Below are 18939 nucleotides of genomic sequence, written 5' to 3'. Positions count from 1 at the left end.
CGCCCGCGTACCGGGCCGCCGGACCGGCCCGCCACGCGTGCGGTCAGATCAGCCCGTTGCGCAGCGCGTAGCCCACCGCGTGGGCCCGGTTGCGCAGTTGGAGCCGGGTGGTTATCTCGTGCAGGACGTTCTTGACGGTGCGTTCGGAGTACGACGTCTTGCGCGCGATCTCGGCGGTGTCGAGCCCCTCGGAGACCAGGCGCAGCATGTCCGCCTCCCGCGTGGTGAGCGTGGACAGCGAGACGCCCCGGGGGTCGAGCGCCGCCCGCTGCAAACTCCCCACGTGGGTGAGGAGTTCACCCAGCAGGTCGCCGGGGAGGACGCCCTCGCCGTTGGCCAGGGCCGTGACGAGGTGGACGAGCCGGTCCTGGTCGGCCTCGGTGCGGCGCAGGACCGCGGTCACCCCGCACTCGACGACGCGTTGCAGCGCGCCCGAGCCGAGGGTGCCGACGACCAGGCCGGTACGGGTGGCGGTGTTGTGGCGCAGCCGCTGGAGGAGGACGGCGACGTCGTCGTCGACGGAGTCGACGACCACCAGCGAGATGTGCGCCGTGTCGGCGTCCGCGTCGTCGACGAAGGCGACTTCGGGGCGCTGCCTCAGCTGCTGGACGACACCGACCCGCAGAACGGGGTCGGCGGCGTACACGGCGACGGTCACCGGCCGACGGGGGCCGCCGGTGCGCTGAGCCGGGTACTCATGGGCGGAAGTCATGGCAGGGCTGTTCTCCTCTGCGCGGAGCGTGTGGGAGGTGCGTGGTCACTGGTTCGTGGGGGGAAGGGTGACAAGGGCGACGCCGGCGCGAAAGGCTTACGCCTAAGTAAGGAGACGGCACAGGAGGCCCCTCGGCTGCGTCACCGCGCGGGCACCGCGACTGCCCGGACACTGCCCTCGCGCCCCTCGCGGCGCGCGTGTACGCGTCCCTAGCGTGGTCGGGTGACCCCTTCTCCAGCCTCTTCCGGTCCCGGTGCGCCCGGCCTCGACATCCCGGTGGTGACGGTCGCGCCCGGCTCCGTCGCCACGACCACCCTGACCGTCCGCAACGACAGCGACATCGTCGAGGCGTACAGCCTGGAGGTCGTCGGGGACTGCGCCGCGTGGGGCGTCGTCGAGCCCGCACGGGTCTCCTTGTACCCGGGGACCTCCGAGACGGTGACGATCACGCTGTCGCCGCCGCGCTCCCCGGAGATCCGGGCCGGTGAACGGCCGTTCGCGGTACGGGTGTTGCCCGCCGAGCACCCCGAGGCGGTGCGCGTCCCCGAGGGAACCGTCCGGATCGAGGAGTTCCACGAGCTGGAGACCGAGCTGGTGCCGAGGCGCCGGCGGGGCTGGCTGCGCGGGCGCTACCGGCTCGCCGTCCGCAACCAGGGCAACACGCCGGTGCAGGTGGAGTTCACGCCCGGCCAGCCCGGCGAGGATCTGGGCTTCGCCTTCACCCCCGAGCGCCCGAAGCTGGAGCCCGGCGAGTCGGCCGAGATCGGCCTGAAGGTCCGCACCGGCAAGCCCGTGTGGTTCGGTTCGCACGTCGTCTGGCCGTTCACCCTGACGACGACGGAGGTCGCCCCCGAGCCGGCCGACGCGAGCGAGCCGGGTACCCGGGAGCAGCCGCGTACGGAGGACGACACCGTCCCCCGCGCCCCCCTGGACGCCGAGTTCGTCCAGATCCCGGTCTTCCCCAGGTGGCTGCTGGCCCTGCTCGCGCTGCTCATCGCCCTGGTCCTGCTCTGGTTCACCCTCGTCCGCCCTGCCGTGCGCAGCGCGGCGAAGGACGCGGCCAAGGAGGCCGTCCAGCCCCGCCCCGCCCCCACCTCCGGCGCGACCGCGGGCCAGGGCACCGGCGGCGCCGGCGCCGCGCCGGGCGGCGGCCAGGTGACTCCCGGCCAGGGCAACGGGAACGGCCAGGGCGGCACGGGCACCGGACCGGGTACGAGTACGGGCACCGGCGGCGGAACCGGCGTCGGCGAACAGGTCTCCCAGACCATCGAGGTCAAGGCGAACGCCGGGCAGACCGTCCCCGGCGTCTACACGGTCCCCGCGAACACCGTCTTCCGCGTCACGGACGTGGTCCTCGCCAACTTCCAGGGCGACGAGGGGGTGTTGACCTTCTCGTTCGGCAACCGCAAGATCACCACCATCGCGCTGGAGACCTTCCGCAACCAGGACTACCACTGGGTCACCCCCATCGAGATCCCCGCGAACGACACCGTGACCGTAGAGGTGACCTGCGCCAAGCCAGGTACCCCGGCCACCGGCCGACGCGCGGCAGGCTGCAACGAAGTCCTCAACGTCAGCGGTGTGCTCACCCGTACAACGTCGTAACCGGAGCCACACCTCGGCTCATTCTCGATCGGTACAGACCAAACACAAAACCCCGCTCACCCTGTAAGTCCAAAAATCAACAACTCCGGTCCGAAAAGAGACTCCTGACGGTCACTGATACGGCTGTGGTGCCGACCAGACTCCCCACAGCCACCATCAGCACGCCGATCATGAACAGCCCACTGGCGTCATCGGACCAGTCGAGGCAGGCGGCCCCGGTCACCCCCGCGCTGACCCCCAGGGCGACTTCAGCGCGACACCCCCGAAGGGCCGCCCACACGACAACAGCGAGCAGACAGATCCCCAACCCCACGACCTGCCAGGCTTCATAGGGCCCCGTGCTGCTCCCATCGGGATGCACATCCCGCTCCTGATCCCACCCGAGCCACCCACCCCACAGCCCAGCGGCCACCACAGCCGGCACCGAGAACGACACAACCTGACGGCCGAAGCCCTGAAGACGCGTATCCATACGCCCAGCTTCGAAGCCCCCCGCCACGCCCACCACCGCTGAGCTACTCACCCGAGCCTGAGTACGCCCCCCAGGGCCCGACGTGATCAAGACGTTTCCCGGAGGCCCCGCCCCCGCAACAGCGGGGCGGCAGGCGCCGAGCAGCCCCCCGGCGCCCCAACTCCCTCAGAACAACCGCAACTTGTCGTCCTCGATCCCCCGCAGCGCGTCATAGTCCAGCACCTGACACCCGATCCCCCGATCGGTGGCCAGCACCCGGGCCTGGGGCTTGATCTCCTGCGCCGCGAAAACCCCCCGCACCGGCGCCAGGTGGGGGTCCCGGTTGAGCAGTTCGAGATACCGGGTCAACTGCTCGACCCCGTCGATCTCCCCCCGCCGCTTGATCTCGATCGCGACAGTCTGCCCCTCACCGTCCCGGCAGAGAATGTCGACGGGCCCGATGGCGGTCATGTACTCACGCCGGATCAGCGTGTACCCCTCCCCCAACGTCTCGATCCGATCCGCGAGAAGCTCCTGGAGGTGCGCTTCCACGCCGTCCTTGATCAGCCCGGGATCGACCCCGAGTTCGTGGGACGAGTCATGGAGGACCTCCTCCATCGTGATGATGAGCTTCTCGCCCGCTTTGTTGACGACGGTCCAGACACCGGACTCGTCCCCGGACCCCTCTTTCAACGTACAGGGCGGGGACATCCAGTTGAGCGGCTTGTACGCCCGGTCGTCCGCGTGGATGGACACGCTGCCGTCGGCCTTGACCAGGATCAGACGGGGCGCGGAGGGCAGGTGGGCGGTGAGGCGGCCCGCGTAGTCGACGGAGCAGCGGGCGATGACGAGACGCATGGGCAGCAACGCTACTCGACACAGGGGCGGCGGTGTGAATCGCCCGTCACAAGCCCGCCGGAACAGGAACACGTCCGATCACACACGGCCCCAGGAGAGATCGGACACCGCCGGTTCCTCCCGAATCCCACGGGATTCCGGTCATTCGCGCGCTGGCTGATTGTCTCCCTGTCCGTAGCCCCCTAAGTGGCCATTCTCCTGGTGCGGCCCCCACCGGTTGCCTACCGTAGTGACGGGGAGGTCGCCGTGCGTGCACTCAGAGTGTTGCGGGAGAACGAGCACGGCGGGCTCTCCCTTTTTCTGTCCGGCAACCCCTGTGGAAAACGGGGGTGCGAGAGGAGAACCCATGTCGCTCGACGTCTCACCGGCACTGTTGGAACAGGCCGAGCGAGGCGAGGTCGACGAAGCCGAATTCGTCGACTGCGTCCGGACCTCCCTGCCTTACGCGTGGGAGATGATCAGCTCGCTGGTGGCCCAGCTGAAGGTGGACGGCGGAGAGTTCGCCGACAACCAGACGCCTCCGCCGACCGAGCAGGCTCGCGGACAGCTGCTCCGCGCGCTCGCCAGTGACGCGATACGCGGCGCGCTGCAACGGCACTTCGGGGTACGGCTGGCCTTCCAGAACTGTCACCGGGTCGCGGTCTTCCCCCTCGACCCCTCGGCAGACGACCGCCTGGCCCGCTTCACCTCGATCCGCGGCCAGCTCCTGAACCAGTCCCCGGAACTCAGGGACTGCTGACGCACCACCCCGTTCGCCTGCCGCTCCGGGATGCGGGAGATCCAAACAACACCCCGGACCGGCAGGCGACCGGGCCCACCCGCAGCCGCCGCACCGCACCACAGCGAACCCGCCGCCCCCTCACCGCAACCCTCCCACCACCTCCACCCCCAGCCTCCGCACGTTCTCCTCGGTAGCCGCCAGATCCCCCGACCCCTCGACGAGCAACGCGAACCGCGTGATCCCGGTCCGCTCCGACGTCGCCGCCAGCCGGTCCGCGCACAGCCTCGGCGTCCCCACGGGATGCAGCCCGCAGAGCAGCTCCGTATACGCGACAGGGTCCCGCATCGCCCGCTCCCGCCCGTCGACGGTGACATGCGCCCCGAGCCCCTGCCTAAACCACCCCGGCATGGACTTGACGAGGATCTCCACCGCCTCGGTACGCCGATCGGCGATCTGGCACACCCCCGCGGACACGTGCCCGGCGGTCGCGATCTCCTCCCGGGGCCGCCCGGAATCCCGCGCATGCCGCCGCCACAACGCGACCATCTCCGCCTTCTCCTCGTCCCCGATATGCATCCCGAGGAGCATCGCGAGCCCCCGCTCGGCGGCGAGCCGCACACTCGCGGGAGAGGTACAGGCGACGACGACCTCAGGCCCGTCGGCGTCCGTGAGGGACTCGGAGGGACGCGGCACGACGGCGACGTCCCGAAACCGGTACCGCTCCCCCACCGCCCCCACCGAAGGTTCCCGCAGCCACCGCAGCAACAGGTCGAGGTCCTCCGGAAACCCGGACTCGTACGCCCCGAGCCCGCCCCCGAACACCTCAAGGTCCACCCACGGCCCACCCCGCCCGACCCCGAGGGAGAACCGCCCCCCACTGGTGAGGTGCAGCAGCGCCGCCTGCTCCCCGAGCGCGACGGGATGGACGTTCGGCAGCACACTCACCGCCGTACCGACCCGGATCCGCCGCGTACGCCCGAGCAGCAGCGCCGCGAGCGTGACGGCCGAGGGGCACGTGCCGTACGGCACGAAGTGATGCTCGGCCAGCCACACGGAGTCGAGGCCGGACTCCTCGGCGACCTCGGCGGACCGCACCGCCCGGTGCAGCGCCTCCCCCTGCCCCTGCCCGGGGAACTGGGCCGCCAACACGAAACTTCCAACGCGCATGGACTTTCCTGCTTCCTTGGCTCCGACACGGAGCTCCCCCACACCGGCATAACCGCCTGACACGTGCCGAGGACACGGCCTGGCGAAGAGATTTCCGGATTGTCTGGAGAACGGCTCCCGGGAGCCACTCAACCCCCTCCCCCCAGGGGGACTTGTGGGGATTGGCCGTTCTTCGCCTACCCCGCATCACGCCGCGTAGGCTGGAGCGGAACCACGCTCCCTGTAAAAGCCCGTGAGGTGTCCCGTGTCCCCGCGCCGCAACCGCCCCAAGGGCACCGACCTGTCAGGCAACAGCACCGAGGACGACCGCGTGGGCCGCTACGGCGGCTGGCAGTCCTCGACGGACTGGGCCGGCGAGGAGTGGAGCGTGCGGCATGTCGCGGGCGCGAGCAGCCAGGGCAAGTCGTACCGCTGCCCCGGCTGCGACCAGCTGATCCCCGACGGCGTCCCGCACGTCGTCGCGTGGCCGCAGCACGCGGGCGTCGACGACCGCCGCCACTGGCACAAGGCGTGCTGGAACGCACGGGACCGCCGCACCCCGGGGGTACGACGGTCCCGCAACGCACCGCGCTTCTGATCACACGTCCCGCTTCTCCAGCAACGCGAACCCGGCACCGAAGACGGCGCCGGTCACGACCAGGGCGATCAGCAGCGAGTCCCACGCGGACGGCCCCGACTCGGTGAGCGTCTCCGCGTAGAACGTGCTCAGCAGATTCGGGATCGAGTACTCGAAGAGGAAGTCCCGCAGCCCCGACAGCGACTCCGCGAACATGAACAGCGCCAGCACGAGCGGCGCCAGCACCAGCCCGATCATGATCGTGATGGCCCCCGCGGAGTGCCGTACGACCGACCCGACGGCCAGCGACAGCAGCCCGAGCAGCGCGATGAACAGGGATACCCCGAAGGTCCCCTTCACCCACTCCCCCGTGGACGGCGTCCGCGCCCCGTCCAGCAGCGCGACGTCCGCGAGCGCCACGACCAGCGTCGACACGAACGTGAACGCGAACGCGACGCCGAAGAACACGATCCCCTTGGCCGCGAGCACCCGCCCCCGCGAGGGGCACGCCACCATCGTCGTACGGATCATCCCGGTGCCGTACTCGGACGCGGTCGTCAGCACGCCCAGCGTGATCACGCACATGCTCCCGAGCAGCAGCCCGAACACGCCGTAGGACAAGGGGTTGTCGCCCTGGAGGTCCTCCGGAGCGGCGTTGGCGGCGATCAGCAAGGCCGTCAGCAGCCCGACGCCGACGACCATCACCACGAACACCCCGAGCGTCCACATCGTCGACCGCACGGACCGGATCTTGGTCCACTCCGAGGCGATCGCGTGCCCCAGATGCGTCCGCACCACGGGAATGGGCGACGTGTACCCGACACCGGCCTGCTGCCACACCTGCGGCGAAGGGATCTGCTGGCTCATCGTGCGTCCTCGGAATCGGTGGTCTTCTTCTCGCCGGCAGCGGCGACGCCCTCGGCCCCCTCGGGCACCCCGTCCGCCGCCTTCTCCACCGGAGCGGCCTCGGTCTTCACCTGCGCGATCACCAGCGTCCCGGGCTCCTTCACTGCAGCTGCCCCAGCGGGCTGAGCCGAAGGAACCACCGGAGCCGGCCCGAAGCCGCCCGGAGCGGGGGTCGACGCGGGGGCCGGAGCTGTGGCCGGCGCGGTGGCGGCCTGCGCCCCCGCCTCGCCCTGCCCCGCCGGAGCCCCCGCCTGGCCGCCCGGCGGCGGCCCGAAGCCGCCTCCCGGTACCGGCGGCTGTGCCTGCGGATACGGGTTCGGCGGCGCCCCTTGCGGCGGCGGCGGCGCGTACCACCCCGGCTGCCCCTGCCCCGCCACCGCCATCGGCGGCAACGCCCCCGGCGGCAGCGGCTGTTGGAGGCCCGACTTCTGGTCCGTGGTGGAGCGGTAGTCGACGGCCGACTGCGTCATCCGCATGTACGCCTCCTCCAGGGACGCCTGGTGCGGCGAGAGTTCCCAGAGGCGTACGTCCGTGTCGTGCGCGATGTCGCTGATCCGCGGCAGCGGCAGCCCCGTCACCCGCAGCGCCCCGTCGGACTCCGGGAGGACGTGCCCGCCCGCCTCCGTCAGCGCGGACGTCAGCTTCTCGCGCAGGTGCGGCTGCGTGTCCGGCGTACGGATGCGCGCGAACCCCGCGGAGTTCGCCTCGATGAAGTCGCGCACGCTCATGTCGGCGAGGAGTTGTCCGCGCCCGATGACGATGAGGTGGTCGGCGGTGAGGGCCATCTCGCTCATCAGGTGGGAGGAGACGAACACCGTACGGCCCTCGGCGGCCAGCGCCTTCATCAGGTTCCGCACCCACAGGATGCCCTCGGGGTCGAGCCCGTTCACCGGCTCGTCGAAGAGGAGGACCTGGGGGTCGCCGAGGAGCGCGGCGGCGATGCCGAGCCGCTGGCCCATGCCGAGCGAGAACCCCTTGGACCGCTTACGGGCGACCCCCTGGAGCCCGACGACCCCGAGCACCTCGTCCACGCGCCGCGCCGGAATCCCGGAGAGCTGCGCGAGGCACAGCAGATGGTTGCGCGCGTGCCGCCCCCCGTGCACGGCCTTCGCGTCGAGCAGCGCCCCCACGTGCCGCGCGGCGTTCGGCAGTTGCCGGTACGGATACCCGCTGATCGTGACGGACCCGGCGGTCGGGTTGTCCAGCCCCAGGATCATCCGCATCGTCGTGGACTTGCCCGACCCGTTCGGCCCGAGGAACCCGGTGACGGCACCCGGCCGCACCCGGAAGGACAGATTGTGCACAGCGGTCTTGTCGCCGTAGCGCTTGGTCAGGCCGACTGCCTCGATCATGCTCCGCACCCACCACCAGGTTCAGGACAGCGGGGCACACGCCCCCGTAAGAGTTAGGAGCTTATCGGGGAGCTGACGGTTCCGACCAAGAGGAGGCAAAGCCTCAGGCATCTCGCCGCTTGAGCAGGAGGTATCCGCCGAGCAGCGCGGCCACCACCCACGCGACCATGATCGCGAGCCCGCCCCAGGGTCCGTACGGGGTGTCGTTGTCGACCGGCGTCACCACCTGCATGATCTTGCTGCCCGCCTGGTCCGGCAGATAGCGCCCGACCTTCTTCGTCGCGGAGACGTTCCCCAGGATGTTGGAGACGAGGAAGAAGAACGGCATCAGGATGCCGAGGGACAGCATCGGCGAGCGCAACATCGTCGCGATGCCCATCGAGAACAGGGCGATCAGCATCATGTACAGCCCGCCCCCGATGACGGCCCGCAGCACCCCGGGGTCCCCGATGTGCGCGCGCAGCGAGCCGAGCATGGCCTGTCCGAGGAAGAAGGACGCGAAACTGGTGACCATCCCGACGGCCAGGGCGAGCCCGGCGGCGACGGCGATCTTGCTGAAGTAGAAGGCGCCGCGCTGGGGTACGGCCGCCAGCGACGTACGGATCATGCCGGTGCTGTACTCGTTCGAGACGACCAGCACCCCGAACACGATCATCGCGAGCTGCCCGAGGGTCATCCCGGCGAAGCTGATGAACGTCGGGTCGAAGGAAAGCTTGTCGTCGCGGCTCAGGTCGTCGAACTGGTTCTTGGACAGCGCCGAGAGCAGCATCCCGATCCCGACGCTGACGACCGCCGCGAGGGACAGCGTCCACACCGTCGACGCGACCGACCGGACCTTCGTCCACTCCGACCGCACGACCTGCGAAACCTGGGTGACGGCCATCTCAGTCCTTCCTCCAGCCGTCGCCCCACTCCTGCGGCGGGGCCTCGTCCGTGTGTGCGTGGTACTCGACCGACTCGGCGGTCAACTGCATGAACGCCTCTTCCAACGACGCCTGCTGCGGCGACAGTTCGTGCAGGACGAGGTGGTGCTGGGCCGCCAGCTCCCCGAGCTGCTCCGCCTTCTCGCCGTCCACCTCAAGGACCCCGCTGCCCGTCTCCACGACGGTCACCCCCGCCTGGTGCAGCACATCCAGCATCCGCTCGCGCTGCGGGGTGCGGATACGGACGTACGAGCGCGAGTTGTGCGCGATGAACTCCGCCATCGAGGTGTCCGCCAGCAGCCTCCCCTGGCCGATCACGACCAGGTGGTCCGCCGTCAGCGCCATCTCGCTCATCAGGTGCGACGACACGAACACCGTCCGCCCCTGCGCCGCGAGCGATTTCATCAGGTTGCGGATCCAGTGGATGCCCTCGGGGTCGAGCCCGTTCACCGGCTCGTCGAACATCAGGATCCGGGGATCACCGAGCAGCGCGGCGGCGATCCCGAGCCGCTGCCCCATCCCCAGCGAGAACCCCTTGGCCTTCTTCCGGGCCACGGCGGTCAGCCCGACGGTATCGAGCACCTCGTCGACCCGGCTCCGGGGAATCCCATTGCTCTGCGCGAGGCACAACAGATGGTTGAAGGCACTGCGCCCCCCATGCATCGCCTTCGCGTCCAGCAACGCCCCGATGTACTTCAACGGCTCCTTGAGCTCGTCGTAGTGCTGCCCGTCGATCCGCACATCGCCGGCAGTAGGCCGGTCCAGCCCCAACATCATCCGCATCGTGGTGGACTTCCCGGCCCCGTTGGGCCCCAGAAACCCGGTAACGATCCCCGGCCGCACGGCAAAACTGAGATTGTTCACCGCCACTTTCTCGCCGTACCGCTTGGTCAACCCCTCAAGCTCGATCATGCGGCCACGCTAGGACGTTGGGAAAGCCGATGCCACCGGAGAAGGAGAACGTTGGGGGAAGGGTTTGGCGCACGTTCCCGAAACACCGGACCGCCCGATGCCTCTCGGGGCACTGCGGTGCCGGGCCAGGCGCCCCCTCAGGCGCGCGTTGCGGCGCCGGCCCTCGGAGCGCGTTGCAGTGCCGGTGCATGCGACGCCCTCCGGGGGCGATGCCCGTCTGAGGCGGCGCCTCGAAGCGCCGGATCAGCTGTCATCTTTTAGGGGCGCGGGACTGTATCTGACTTGCGGCTACCGCCGCGCGGGCGCGACCAGCCACAACGGCGCCGCACCCGCCGGACAACCTGACCCGGCACTACAGAAGGCCCTCCCTCAGATCACCGCCGCCGAAGCGGAGCCAGCCGTGCTCGGCGACACCGCCGGACTGCTGGCCGCAGGCCCACTCGCCGAGGTGGATGTGGACGGCGTGCTCTCCGGCGCCGTCGGGCTACTCGAAGGCGCCGTGGGGCTCGGCGAAGCCGGCACGGTCGGGCTCGGCGAGTCCGAGGGCTTCGGCGTCGGACTGGGCGATGAATGCGTAGGGGGCGGCGTAGGCGTAGGCGACGTACTCCCACCCGTAGACCCCGTACTCCCCCCAGCAGTACCGCCCGTCCCCCCATCGGCGGACTCCGAAGGCGTCGGATCGTCCGGCGTCCCCATCTTCCCGTCCGGCCCCGGATCCGTAGGACTGGGCCGACTCGTGGGATCACCCACACCCCCCGTACCGCCCCCTGAACCCCCCGATCCACTGGACGACCCACCGGAACCCCCAGGCGGCGCCCCCACCCCCGACTCCCCACCATCAAGCCCCGTACTGGCGGAGGGCCCGACCTCCCGAGAGGGCCCGTCCGCCCCCTTGTCGGAGGTGGCCCCGAGCCCCACGACAGTCCCGAGCACAGCGACAAGCAGCGCCCCGGCCCCAGCGGCGACAAGGTTCCGCCGAGCGATCCCCCGCAGACTACGACGATGCTGCGCCCCCACCGCCCCGCCCGCCGCCACCCCAGGCGGCACGACAACCCGCTGCTTCTGAGTCACCACCACCTCGGGACGACGCGGCACACCCTCCCCCGCAGACACCACGGCCCCGGCAGAAGCAGAAGCGGAAGCCACCACCCCCGGCAACCCCGGAACCTCCCCCGACCGATCAGCGACGAGCGCCAACGCCCGCCGCCCCGCCAACGTCCCCCGCTTGTCAGCCAGCGCCCCCCGCAACCCGATGGACGTCTCCAGCTCCGACCGGGCCCGATCGAGCTGCCCGGCAAGAATCGCGTACACCCCCAGCTCATGATGGAAGTACGCCTGATCGGCGACTTCCCCGGACAGCCGAGCGGCCTCGGCCCCGCCCCGCAACGCCCGCTCCCACGCATCGAAGGCCAGCCCCGCGGCAAACGCGGGCACAGCGGTACGAGCCAACTGGACGGCGACCGACTGCTCCCCCTCACCGGGCGGCACGGTCAACGGCGAGGCAACACCCAGCGCGGCCAGAATCGCATCGCCCTCAGCACACACCCGCTCCGGCGTCACGGAAGGATGCCCGGCCCACCAGGCGTAATGCGCGGCGGCCTCCTGCGCGAGGGCCCCGGACCCACCCCCGTACCCCGCGGCCTCCAACTGCACCTCGATCCCCGCGGCGAGCCGGTACCGGGACCCGACCGGCGTCACCAACCCGCACGACACCAGCTCCCCGAGGGCCGCGTCCGCGTGCGTGTCCCCGACCAGCGCGGGCAGATGCGCCTGGTGCGGCACCTCTCCACCGAGCGCGATGGCGAACCGCAGAGTCGCCCGAGCCGAAGAGCTGAGCCGCGCGGCAAGCAGCGGCGCGGGCCCGGCCGCCTCCCCCAGCGAGGGCAGCGGTATCTCCTCCTCCGGCTCCCCGTCCTGGGACAGGACGGGCCGCGCGTCCTCGAAGACCCCGTACTCGTCGACCGCGTCGGCCGTCGCCCGCACCTGATCCCGCTGCTGGAGCAACGCCCCGGCCTGCACGAACCGCAGCGGCAGCCCCTCCGACTCGAACCAGAGGTCACCGGCCCAGTTGGCCTCCTCCTCCGTGAGGACCCGGCCGACCGCGCGCTCGATGAGGTCGATGCCGCCGGCCCGGTCGAGCCCGCCGAGACCGACCTCCTCGACGGCGGACCCGGCCGAGGGCAGCGGCGTCTCCCCGGTCGCGCCGAACACGAACGCGCACTCGGGGGTCGCCGCGAGCAGCCCGTCCAGCTCGGCGCCGCCGAACTCCAGGTCGTCCACGACGACGACCGCGCCGATCTCACGGACCAGGACGAGGAGTTCGCCGTGCAGCGGACGGTGCCGGGGTGCGTCGTACACGGCGTGGAACAGTTCGTGGAGCAGCTCCTCGGCGCCACGGCCGTACCCGCTGAGGCGGACGACGCCGTCGGGGGCGAGGTCCACGCAGTCCTCGGCGACGAGGTCGAGGAGCCGGGTGCGGCCGGACCCGGCGGGCCCGGTGAGCCGTACGGAGCGCCCGCGCGCGACGAGCCGGACGAGCTGTTCGCGCTCCTCCTGGCGGCCGAGCAGCGGCGGCGGAGCCGGTACGTGCCCGGCGGGGACCGGTGGCCGCGCCGCGCGCTCCGCCTCGGCGCGGGCCTCGGCGGTGCGGCGTACGGGGGTGTCGGGGCGCTCGGTCGGCGGGCACAGCTCGATCTCGCTGCCGTCGACCGGGTTGACGGTGAGGAGGTGCTCGCCGGCGACCACGTCGACCGTGCGGGCCGGGGCCGGCGCGTGCTGGCCCGGTGCGAGGGGGTCCCTGGAGGAACGCGGGCGCTGCGCGCGGCCGTCCTGGCCGCTCTCCTCGGGCTCCCGGGTGTTCGGGTCCATAGGTCAAGCCCCCCAAAAGCGTCGTGTGGTGGTGGCCCTTCCCGGCCGCGGTGCACACTGCGCTGTCGCTTCTGGTCCGGTGCCCGCCAGAGGGCTGAGGACGGCGGGCAGACGAACCGTAAACCTTCGCACAGTATCTCCGACAGCCCGGGGTACCGCGCCGCCCGAGACGTCACGGTCCGGTGAGGATTGCACGGGTGACCTGGCGAGACCGACCGGCAACTGGGGGGTGGGTGAAGGAGCGGGGCTGGGTGCGTGCAGCTGCAAGGCGGAGGAGGGAGTCATGGCGGAGCCATGGGGACCGACGACAACGCGGCTGGGGGTCCCCCCTGCTCGCAGAGCTCGGGGGCGCGCGTGCCCGGCCCCGCGACGCCGCCCCCCCCAATTGCCGGTCGGTCTGCGTCACACCCGGGGCAGGGATTCGGCCGCGAGGCCGCCCTCGATGGCGAGGATGCGGTGCAGGCGGGTGGCGACCAGCAGGCGTTGCAGCTGCGGGGGTACGCCGCGCAGGACGAGCCGTCGGCCCGCGCGGCCCGCCCTGCGGTGCACGCCCATGATCACGCCGAGTCCGGTCGCGTCCCAGAAGTCCAGCTCGGACAGGTCGAGCAGGAGGTCGCCGACCCCCGCGTCGACCGCCGTGTGCAGGACCGTACGGGCGTCCGCCGCGCTGTGCACGTCCAGCCGACCCCCGACGACCACCTCGGCGTGGTCGCCCCTGATGTGCATATGCGCTCCCCTGGCGTCGCGTGCCGTGCTCCGCGTGTGCTGTGTGTACTCGTCCGGTATCGCATCGTCTGACTGCCCCGGACGGCCCGAGGTTGCCGTCTGTGAGCGAACCGATACCGAATTCACTCGTAGGGGTGAGGCTCATGGGGTCTGTGCGGTTCGTGTGCGCCAGTGAGCCGCCCCGAGGCAGCACGCGACCGCGCCGGCGCACCGATATCCGCCCCGGTACGCCGCCCTTGGCCCGGACCTTAGCGGCCCGGAGCCGCTCTGTGACGCCTTAGTAACGCGAGTCACGTCCCCTCGGACGGACATCACACCCGGCCCCCACAACTACCCTGATGCCATGGTCAATCTGACGCGCATCTACACCCGCACCGGCGACCAGGGCACCACCAACCTCGGCGACCTGAGCCGCGTACCCAAGACGGACCTGCGGATCGCGGCGTACGCGGACACGAACGAGGCGAACGCGGCGCTGGGCACGGCGATCGCCCTCGGCGCGCTCCCGGAGGACGTGGTCAAGGTCCTGACCCGGGTCCAGAACGACCTGTTCGACGTGGGCGCGGACCTCTCGGCCCCGGTGGTGGAGAACCCGGAGTTCCCGCCGCTACGGGTCGAGCAGTTCTACATCGACCGCCTCGAACAGGACTGCGACCACTACAACGCCGCCCTGGAGAAACTCCGCTCCTTCATCCTCCCCGGCGGCACCCCGGGCGCGGCCCTCCTCCACCAGGCGTGCACGGTGGTCCGCCGTGCGGAACGCTCGACATGGGCGGCGCTGGAGGTCCACGGCGACACGATGAACCCGCTCACGGCGACGTACCTGAACCGCCTGTCGGACCTGCTGTTCATCCTGGCGAGGACGGCGAACAAGGAGACGGGGGACGTGCTGTGGGTACCGGGCGGGGAGAGGTGAGGGCGGGTCAGGGCCGGTAGTGCCGTCCCGCCTTCTCGTGCCGTTCCCCCGGAAGACCCGGCCCCCGCTTCGGGAACACCGTGTACGCCCCCGCGATGATCGCGTTGATGCCGATCACGAACAGCATCCGGGTCTGCCACTCCCGCAGTGAACCCGTCTCGCCGGAGTCGCCGACGTACCAGATCGCCGCCTGGAGGAGGCCCGCGGCGACGACCGCCGCGAGGATCCAGCGGGCGGCGGTCTTCCACTCGTGGACCACGCGGGCCATGCCGTACTTGGGGGGCTTCGGCGGCGGGGGGCCGTCGAAGAAGCGGTGGGAGACCTGGGCGTCGGCCCACTTGATCGTGGAGTGGCCGAGGCCGACCGTGAAGCCGATGTAGACCGCGGCGACGCCGTGGTGCCAGCTGGGCTCCGCGCCGTTCCGCAGGTCCATCGCCGTGATGACGAGGAGGACGACTTCGAGGAGGGGCTCGCACAGGAGGAGGGCGAGGCCGGTGCGCGGCATCTTCAGGGCATACCGGAACGTCAGCCCCAGCGCCAGCAGTACCCAGAACGCCACCTCACAGGCGACGATCAGTCCGACGATCACGCACATCACTCCTTCCGGGACGCAACACCTCCAGCCTCCCGGCACGGCGACCCCCCTCACCTCGTCGCCCGTGACGAGATCCCGGTACATCGAAAGATGCAGTCCAGGACCCGCCCAGGGCAGCAGGCGCCGGGCCCGCGACCCGTGTTGGATGGGAGCCATGGCCGGACGACCCCACCGCGACGACCTCCGCATCGCCGCCGCAGGCTTGGCCGGCGGCGTGCTCCTGTGGGCGCTAGGCCTGTTCGCCCGTCCGGGCGGCGACAACGGCATCGTGCTGTGGGACGGCGACCGGCCGCCCCTGCTCCCGCTCGCGGTGATGGCGGCCTGCGAGCTGCTCCGCAGAACGCACCCGAACACGGCCACCCTGATCGGCACGGCGACCCTGGTCCTGGACACGGTGACGCGCGGCAGCGTGGTCACCGTCCTGATGTACACGGACCTGATCTACGCGGCGGTCCTGTACGGCACCCCGGCGACGGCCCGCCAGCTCCCCAGGATCTCGGCGCTGCTGACGCTGCTCGGCGCGACCGTCCCGTTCGCGCTCTGGCGCACCCCGAACGCCCTGCTGATCGGCTTCGCGGTCGGCCTGGTCACCCTGACCCCGGCGATGACGGGCGTCCTGGTCCGCGACCACCGCTCGGCGGCGGAGGCGGCAGGTCTCAGGGCCGAACAGACCGCGCTCCTCGCCGAGTTGGACAGAACGCAGGCGGTGACGGCCGAACGCGCGCGGATGGCGCGGGAGTTGCACGACCTGGTCGCCAACCACCTCTCGGCGATCGCGATCCACTCGACGGCAGCCCTCTCGATCGACGACCCGGACACCTCGAAGAAGGCCCTCACGGTGATCCGGGAGAACAGCGTCGAGGGCCTCGCGGAGATGCGCCGCCTGATCGGCATCCTGAGACACCCCGACGACACGGTCGAACCGGCCCCCACCCTCGACGCCCTTCCCACCCTGATCGACGGCGCGCGGGCGAACGGCCTGGACGTCACCCTGACCACGCCCCCACCGGCCGACGCCCCGGCCCCTGTGGCCCTGGCGGCGTACCGCATCGTCCAGGAGTCCCTGACGAACGCCCTGAAACACGCGTCCCCGGGCCAGGTGACGGTCACCCTCCACAGCGACGACGCCCACCTGAAGGTCACGGTCACGAGCCCGTACGCCACCCCCGCGACCCCTCGCGCACCGGGCTCCGGCGCCGGCCTGATCGGTATGCGCGAACGGGCCACGCTGATCGGCGGAACGTTCGACGCGGGCCCGCGGAAAGGCCGTTGGACGGTCAGCGCCAGCCTCCCCCTCCCCGAAGGAGATCCCGCATGATCCGCGTCCTGGTCGCCGAGGACCAGTCGGCCGTCCGCTCGGGCCTGGTCCTGATCCTGGGCAGCGCCCCGGACATCGAGGTGATCGGCGAGGCGGCGGACGGCGAACAAGCGGTGTCCCTGGCCCGGGAGTTGAGGCCGGACCTGGTCCTGATGGACGTTCAGATGCCGCGCCTGGACGGCGTATCGGCAACGCGGCAGATCAGCGCCGAGTCCCTGGCGGACGTCCTGATCCTCACGACCTTCGACCTGGACGAGTACGTCTTCGGAGCCCTGCGAGCAGGCGCGTCGGGCTTCCTCCTGAAGAACGCCGAAGCCTCCCAACTCCTGGACGCGGTAAGGACGGTGGCGCGCGGCGAGGGCCTGATCGCCCCGGCCGTCACCCGCCGCCTGATCACCGAGTTCGCGACGGCCACCGCCCGCCACCCCACGACGGACCCCACGGTCCTGGACACCCTCACCCGGCGTGAACGCGAGGTCCTGGCCTGCCTCGGCGACGGCCTCTCCAACGCGGACATCGCGAAGCGCCTGGACATGGCCGAGGCCACGGTGAAGACCCACGTCAGCCGCCTCCTGGCGAAGCTGGAACTCCGCAGCAGGGTGCAAGCGGCAGTACTGGCACAGGAGTTGGGGATCTAGGCTGGCACCGGAGCGATCAAGTCCCTATTGGTACAGACCTATTGACGCGTGGTCCAGACCACTCCTACGCTCCGCCACGGCACGTCAACCACGATCCCCCACGACGAGGAGGCGTCCCCATGCGCTTCGCACTCGGCAGACACCCCTTCCGCAGGCTGGCAGCCGTACTCGCCGCAGCCACCCTGCTCCCCCTGGCCGCCCTCGCGGCCCCGGCCACCGCGAAGACCCCCGCCCCCGCCCCGCACCTGCGCGCCGAATCCCCGGTAAAACTCGGCTACTTCACCGAGTGGGGCATCTACGGCCGGGGCTACAACGTCAAGAACCTGGTCACCTCCGGCTCCGCCGCGAAGATCACCCACATCAACTACGCGTTCGGCAACGTCACGGACGGCAAGTGCGCGATCGGTGACGCCTGGGCCGACCACGACAAGGCGTTCACCGCCGACCAGTCCGTCAGCGGCGCCGCCGACACCTGGGACCAGCCCCTGCGCGGCAACTTCAACCAGCTCCGCCAGCTGAAGGCCAAGTACCCGCACATCAAGGTCCTCTGGTCGTTCGGCGGCTGGTCGTGGTCCGGCGGCTTCGGCGAGGCCGCGCGCAACCCGGCCGCGTTCGCCCAGTCCTGCTACGACCTCGTCGAGGACCCCCGCTGGGCGGACGTCTTCGACGGCGTCGACATCGACTGGGAGTACCCGAACGCCTGCGGCAACTCCTGCGACAGCTCGGGCCCGGCCGCGTTCAAGAACCTGATGGCGGCCCTGCGCGCCAAGTTCGGCGCGCACTACCTGGTCACCGCCGCGACGACGGCCGACGCCTCCAGCGGCGGCAAGATCGACGCGGCCGACTACGCGGGCGCCGCGCAGTACGTCGACTGGTACAACGTCATGACGTACGACTTCTTCGGCGCCTTCACCGCCCAGGGCCCCACGGCCCCCCACTCCCCCCTGTACGCCTACCCCGGCATCCCGCAACAGGGCTTCACCACGGCCGACGCGATCGCCAAGTACCGGGCGAAGGGCGTCCCCGCGAACAAGCTCCTGGTGGGCATCGGCTTCTACGGCCGGGGCTGGACCGGAGTCACCCGGTCCACACCGGGCGGCACCGCGACGGGCGCCGCGCCGGGGACGTACGAGGCGGGCGTCGAGGACTACAAGGTCCTGAAGACGACGTGCCCGGCAACCGGCCTGGTCGGCGGCACGGCGTACGCGTACTGCGGCACCAACTGGTGGTCGTACGACACCCCCCAGACGATCGCCGGAAAGATGGCGTGGGCCAGGTCCCAGGGCCTGAAGGGCGCGTTCTTCTGGGAGTTCAGCGGCGACACGGCCAACGGCGAACTGGTGACGGCCATCGACAACGGGCTCGCGTAGGGCAGAGCGGGCCGTTCGGCCCACCCCGGTGGACCGAACGGCCCGTGAGAAGCGGGGGACGCGGGGAAGAAAGTGGGTCTCTGCACAGCAAGCGGAACGAAAAGCTCAGGGGGACCCATGAAGCGCCGGCCCAGTGACAAGCACAGGCTCACACCCTCGGCGGCCCAGCTCGCCGCCCTCGGCTCGGCCACCTCGGCGGCCCTGCTGGCCGTACTCTCCCAGGTCAGCGTGACGGTGACCCTGTCCCAGGGGCAGCACCAGGCGGCCGTAGTGGAACAGCCGGTACGGCCGGTGTGCCCGCTGTAGGTCCGATGCTCAGGCCACGTTGACGCTCCCCCAGACTTC

Annotated in this window: 17 protein-coding genes and 1 pseudogene; 8 read left to right on the top strand and 10 right to left on the bottom strand. The window is 70.9% G+C overall.

Going from position 1 to position 18939, the window contains the following annotated elements:
- Positions 1-43: 43 nt before the first annotated feature.
- Complete coding sequence (locus ACQCO7_RS29550; RefSeq protein WP_464074658.1) at positions 44-712, bottom strand: helix-turn-helix transcriptional regulator; 669 nt, start codon at positions 710-712, stop codon at positions 44-46.
- A 222-nt stretch (positions 713-934) separates the two neighbouring features.
- Here ACQCO7_RS29550 and ACQCO7_RS29545 point away from each other — a divergent pair, with 222 nt between their 5' ends.
- On the top strand, positions 935-2317 hold the full coding sequence (locus tag ACQCO7_RS29545; protein ID WP_464074657.1) for a COG1470 family protein: 1383 nt from the start codon (positions 935-937) through the stop codon (positions 2315-2317).
- 637 nt (positions 2318-2954) lie between these two features.
- Here the strand turns inward: ACQCO7_RS29545 and nucS are convergent.
- A complete protein-coding gene (gene nucS / locus ACQCO7_RS29540; RefSeq protein WP_464074656.1) occupies positions 2955-3626 on the bottom strand; it encodes an endonuclease NucS in 672 nt (223 codons plus the stop codon).
- 346 nt (positions 3627-3972) lie between these two features.
- Here nucS and ACQCO7_RS29535 point away from each other — a divergent pair, with 346 nt between their 5' ends.
- Entirely contained in the window at positions 3973-4365 is a 393-nt protein-coding gene (locus ACQCO7_RS29535; RefSeq protein ID WP_409117156.1) for an SCO5389 family protein, read from the top strand.
- A gap of 120 nt (positions 4366-4485) precedes the next feature.
- Here ACQCO7_RS29535 and ACQCO7_RS29530 read toward each other — a convergent pair whose 3' ends face one another.
- Positions 4486-5514 carry an LLM class flavin-dependent oxidoreductase gene (locus tag ACQCO7_RS29530; protein WP_464074655.1) on the bottom strand — a complete coding sequence of 343 codons (1029 nt, stop codon included), beginning with the start codon at positions 5512-5514 and terminating at the stop codon, positions 4486-4488.
- Positions 5515-5758: 244 nt separating this feature from the next.
- On the opposite strand from ACQCO7_RS29530, the gene ACQCO7_RS29525 reads away from it, so the two are divergent.
- The gene (locus tag ACQCO7_RS29525; protein WP_464074654.1) at positions 5759-6091 is read left to right on the top strand and encodes an ATP/GTP-binding protein; all 333 of its coding nucleotides are present in this window, start codon (positions 5759-5761) and stop codon (positions 6089-6091) included.
- Here the strand turns inward: ACQCO7_RS29525 and ACQCO7_RS29520 are convergent, their stop codons facing one another.
- From ACQCO7_RS29520 to ACQCO7_RS29495, 6 genes are all read right to left on the bottom strand, one after another.
- The gene (locus ACQCO7_RS29520) at positions 6092-6937 is read right to left on the bottom strand and encodes an ABC transporter permease (RefSeq protein WP_464074653.1); all 846 of its coding nucleotides are present in this window, start codon (positions 6935-6937) and stop codon (positions 6092-6094) included.
- Positions 6934-8328: an ABC transporter ATP-binding protein gene (locus tag ACQCO7_RS29515; RefSeq protein WP_464074652.1), complete on the bottom strand. Its 1395-nt coding sequence runs from the start codon at positions 8326-8328 to the stop codon at positions 6934-6936. Before ACQCO7_RS29515 ends, ACQCO7_RS29520 begins: the two co-directional genes overlap by 4 nt.
- A gap of 103 nt (positions 8329-8431) precedes the next feature.
- On the bottom strand, positions 8432-9211 hold the full coding sequence (locus tag ACQCO7_RS29510; RefSeq protein WP_464074651.1) for an ABC transporter permease: 780 nt from the start codon (positions 9209-9211) through the stop codon (positions 8432-8434).
- Between the two features lies 1 nt (position 9212).
- Positions 9213-10163 carry an ABC transporter ATP-binding protein gene (locus ACQCO7_RS29505; RefSeq protein WP_464074650.1) on the bottom strand — a complete coding sequence of 317 codons (951 nt, stop codon included), beginning with the start codon at positions 10161-10163 and terminating at the stop codon, positions 9213-9215.
- 369 nt (positions 10164-10532) lie between these two features.
- On the bottom strand, positions 10533-13031 hold the full coding sequence (locus tag ACQCO7_RS29500; RefSeq protein ID WP_464074649.1) for an ATP-binding protein: 2499 nt from the start codon (positions 13029-13031) through the stop codon (positions 10533-10535).
- A gap of 402 nt (positions 13032-13433) precedes the next feature.
- Positions 13434-13757, bottom strand: coding sequence for an STAS domain-containing protein (locus tag ACQCO7_RS29495; protein ID WP_409117149.1), 324 nt, complete (start codon positions 13755-13757; stop codon positions 13434-13436).
- Positions 13758-14100: 343 nt separating this feature from the next.
- On the opposite strand from ACQCO7_RS29495, the gene ACQCO7_RS29490 reads away from it, so the two are divergent.
- Positions 14101-14673, top strand: coding sequence for a cob(I)yrinic acid a,c-diamide adenosyltransferase (locus ACQCO7_RS29490; RefSeq protein ID WP_464074648.1), 573 nt, complete (start codon positions 14101-14103; stop codon positions 14671-14673).
- 7 nt (positions 14674-14680) lie between these two features.
- Here the strand turns inward: ACQCO7_RS29490 and ACQCO7_RS29485 are convergent, their stop codons facing one another.
- Entirely contained in the window at positions 14681-15262 is a 582-nt protein-coding gene (locus ACQCO7_RS29485) for a hypothetical protein (protein ID WP_464074647.1), read from the bottom strand.
- A gap of 160 nt (positions 15263-15422) precedes the next feature.
- Here ACQCO7_RS29485 and ACQCO7_RS29480 point away from each other — a divergent pair, with 160 nt between their 5' ends.
- From ACQCO7_RS29480 to ACQCO7_RS29465, 4 genes and pseudogenes are all read left to right on the top strand, one after another.
- Complete coding sequence (locus ACQCO7_RS29480) at positions 15423-16586, top strand: sensor histidine kinase (RefSeq protein ID WP_464074646.1); 1164 nt, start codon at positions 15423-15425, stop codon at positions 16584-16586.
- Positions 16583-17224, top strand: a complete 642-nt coding sequence (locus tag ACQCO7_RS29475) for a response regulator (RefSeq protein ID WP_464074645.1) — start codon at positions 16583-16585, stop codon at positions 17222-17224. Before ACQCO7_RS29480 ends, ACQCO7_RS29475 begins: the two co-directional genes overlap by 4 nt.
- Positions 17225-17487: 263 nt before the next feature.
- Positions 17488-18594: pseudogene (locus ACQCO7_RS29470) on the top strand (glycoside hydrolase family 18 protein); the annotation flags it as partial.
- Between the two features lie 117 nt (positions 18595-18711).
- Complete coding sequence (locus tag ACQCO7_RS29465) at positions 18712-18900, top strand: hypothetical protein (protein ID WP_464074644.1); 189 nt, start codon at positions 18712-18714, stop codon at positions 18898-18900.
- The last annotated feature ends 39 nt before the right edge of the window (positions 18901-18939 follow it).

Source organism: Streptomyces saintjeani, from assembly GCF_055409605.1.
The sequence above is the reverse complement of the archived record's forward strand: the minus strand, read 5'-3'. Positions and strand labels throughout refer to the sequence as shown.

Coding starts and splice junctions, on each gene's coding strand:
- ACQCO7_RS29550 (WP_464074658.1), bottom strand. CDS start 712: ATGACTTCCGCCCATGAGTACCCGGCTCAGCGCACCGGCGGCCCCCGT.
- nucS (WP_464074656.1), bottom strand. CDS start 3,626: ATGCGTCTCGTCATCGCCCGCTGCTCCGTCGACTACGCGGGCCGCCTC.
- ACQCO7_RS29535 (WP_409117156.1), top strand. CDS start 3,973: ATGTCGCTCGACGTCTCACCGGCACTGTTGGAACAGGCCGAGCGAGGC.
- ACQCO7_RS29530 (WP_464074655.1), bottom strand. CDS start 5,514: ATGCGCGTTGGAAGTTTCGTGTTGGCGGCCCAGTTCCCCGGGCAGGGG.
- ACQCO7_RS29520 (WP_464074653.1), bottom strand. CDS start 6,937: ATGAGCCAGCAGATCCCTTCGCCGCAGGTGTGGCAGCAGGCCGGTGTC.
- ACQCO7_RS29515 (WP_464074652.1), bottom strand. CDS start 8,328: ATGATCGAGGCAGTCGGCCTGACCAAGCGCTACGGCGACAAGACCGCT.
- ACQCO7_RS29510 (WP_464074651.1), bottom strand. CDS start 9,211: ATGGCCGTCACCCAGGTTTCGCAGGTCGTGCGGTCGGAGTGGACGAAG.
- ACQCO7_RS29505 (WP_464074650.1), bottom strand. CDS start 10,163: ATGATCGAGCTTGAGGGGTTGACCAAGCGGTACGGCGAGAAAGTGGCG.
- ACQCO7_RS29500 (WP_464074649.1), bottom strand. CDS start 13,031: ATGGACCCGAACACCCGGGAGCCCGAGGAGAGCGGCCAGGACGGCCGC.
- ACQCO7_RS29495 (WP_409117149.1), bottom strand. CDS start 13,757: ATGCACATCAGGGGCGACCACGCCGAGGTGGTCGTCGGGGGTCGGCTG.
- ACQCO7_RS29490 (WP_464074648.1), top strand. CDS start 14,101: ATGGTCAATCTGACGCGCATCTACACCCGCACCGGCGACCAGGGCACC.
- ACQCO7_RS29480 (WP_464074646.1), top strand. CDS start 15,423: ATGGCCGGACGACCCCACCGCGACGACCTCCGCATCGCCGCCGCAGGC.
- ACQCO7_RS29475 (WP_464074645.1), top strand. CDS start 16,583: ATGATCCGCGTCCTGGTCGCCGAGGACCAGTCGGCCGTCCGCTCGGGC.
- ACQCO7_RS29465 (WP_464074644.1), top strand. CDS start 18,712: ATGAAGCGCCGGCCCAGTGACAAGCACAGGCTCACACCCTCGGCGGCC.